Source organism: Methanoregula sp. (assembly GCF_002835825.1).
In the GTDB taxonomy this organism is placed as follows: Archaea; Halobacteriota; Methanomicrobia; order Methanomicrobiales; family Methanospirillaceae; genus Methanoregula.
Genome location: NZ_PIZH01000427.1, coordinates 1 through 1,762, shown reverse-complemented (window position 1 = coordinate 1,762; position 1,762 = coordinate 1). Strand labels below are relative to the sequence as shown.

The 1,762-nt window shown below is 52.9% G+C and carries 2 protein-coding genes; one reads left to right on the top strand and one right to left on the bottom strand.

The genetic code is table 11. The features are described from left to right. Positions 1–213: hypothetical protein (locus CW742_RS11875; protein ID WP_292420647.1), on the top strand; the 213-nt coding region annotated here is incomplete at its 5' end. Between the two features lie 260 nt (positions 214–473). On the opposite strand, the gene CW742_RS11870 is transcribed toward CW742_RS11875, so the two are convergent. Further along, positions 474–1,652 carry a hypothetical protein gene (locus CW742_RS11870; RefSeq protein ID WP_292420645.1) on the bottom strand — a complete coding sequence of 393 codons (1,179 nt, stop codon included), beginning with the start codon at positions 1,650–1,652 and terminating at the stop codon, positions 474–476. Positions 1,653–1,762 lie beyond the last annotated feature (110 nt).

Sequence of the window (1,762 nt, the reverse complement as noted above, 5' to 3'; positions counted from 1 at the left end):
GATATCCTCTTGGGCTTCGAACCCAAGGACGCGGGTTCGATTCCCGCTGGGTCCGCTAATTTTTTTTTTGGGTTCTCCTATACCGATCACTCCGTCAGATCCGATCCTGCATGGTTCTCACTTCCAATCGAAGGCTTCAGCCATAACTGGCGCGAGCGTTCGGGCATATGGATCATAATCGAAACTCCCGGCCAGTACTGGATCGTTCACTGAATTTTCAATCAATCTCCGATCGTTCCGGATCAGGTTTTCAATCGCGATCATGATCGCGATTAAAAAAAATTCAGGCAGGGTCTGGCTGATCCGGATCGAAGCAGGGCAGGCCATCGCCTTCCAGGCAGGATACACGATGCGGGATTCGCGCCAGAGTCATTTTCCTCCCCGGGACATCCAGGAGATGTCGGTCCATCCCGCCGGAGGCCTGAGCTGGCTGAGGGAATGGGTTCCGATCAATAAAAAAGGAGCGGGGGGAATTATTCGAGCTTGATGAACGCCCGTGTCCCGGCATTGTACTGCCACGGGCCGATAATGGCCTCTGCATGGGCATCGTCGGAATACGCGTGAACGTAGATATAATACTGGCCGCCCGGCAGCCGGGACATATCCAGCTGGGAGAAGAGCGTCTTTGTCCCACCACCGGTGGTCACCTGCTGGTAGAACCGGACCTTCGGATCGGAGCCGTGGATGAAATAGACATCATGCGTCACCGGCCGGAAGCCATCGTACTCGGTCGTCCAGGTAACCGGGACCGTTGCTGTCAGATCCCCGTCCCCGTCCGTGCGCTCGAAGTCCCTGATGGTGATGGTGCGCCACGTGGCCCCGGTGAAGATTGTGCTGGATGTTGCGGTGAAGGAACTCATGTTTTCCAGTTTCAGGGTTGATACCGTACCATCCTCATCTTTGAAAGAAACCAGCGAGTTTGGACCCATCAGGTTGATGCTGCCCTCTTTGAGAACCCGCATCCGGAAATTTGTCTCCCATGTTTCCTGGAGCTTCACGGTGCCAACGGTGAAATACAGTTGTTTGTTGGCATTCCAGTAAGGAGTCATATTGTCCCACAGCGGGCCGACATCCGAATAATCAGGACCGGGGATGAGTTCATGTGTCAGGTTGTATTTCCGGACCATGGTGGATCCAAGGTTTGCAGGATACCCGGCAAATGCAGTGCTCACTCCGTCGGTTTCCGGATCTGCAACGTACGCGAAGACATTCCCTGAAGTGTCGAGCTGGTCGTTGACGACGATGGATCCGAAGTCCATCAGGACGGTGGTACCAATACCGGCGGATTCTTTCAGATCACCAGCGATCTCAGCATAAACATTATCCAACTCAGCACCCGATTTTGCATGATACCGTTTTCCGCGGGTTTCGGTTGCGAGGGTCCCCATGGTGTCCCACGTAGTTCCGGATGGACTTGCGATATCATTGAAAAAGATGGTGTAGATGCGAATGTTATTGTTCCTGGCATAGTTTGCCATGTTTTGATTTGTACCATCGTTCATACCCGTACTGCCAAGCGTGCCAAGAGGTGACGGAAGATCCGAGAACCAATAGTGTCGGTTGTTATACGTTGAGGTCCAGCAATATGCGGATACATAACTGGTACCCCGGGCAAGGGGATCGCCAAAGTAATTGAACTCCCCGTCACTCATCAGGATAACCGCCTGAATTGATTTGGGATCGGTGTTCCTGTTGCTGATCGTATCTGCTAATCCAACTTTTAAAGCTTGCCGGGTCGACGTATATCCACCCTGAGTAATGC

What these genes read in the sequence shown, in the direction of transcription:
- CW742_RS11870 (WP_292420645.1), bottom strand. Translation starts at nt 1,652, where the DNA reads ATGAGTGACGGGGAGTTCAATTACTTTGGCGATCCCCTTGCCCGGGGT.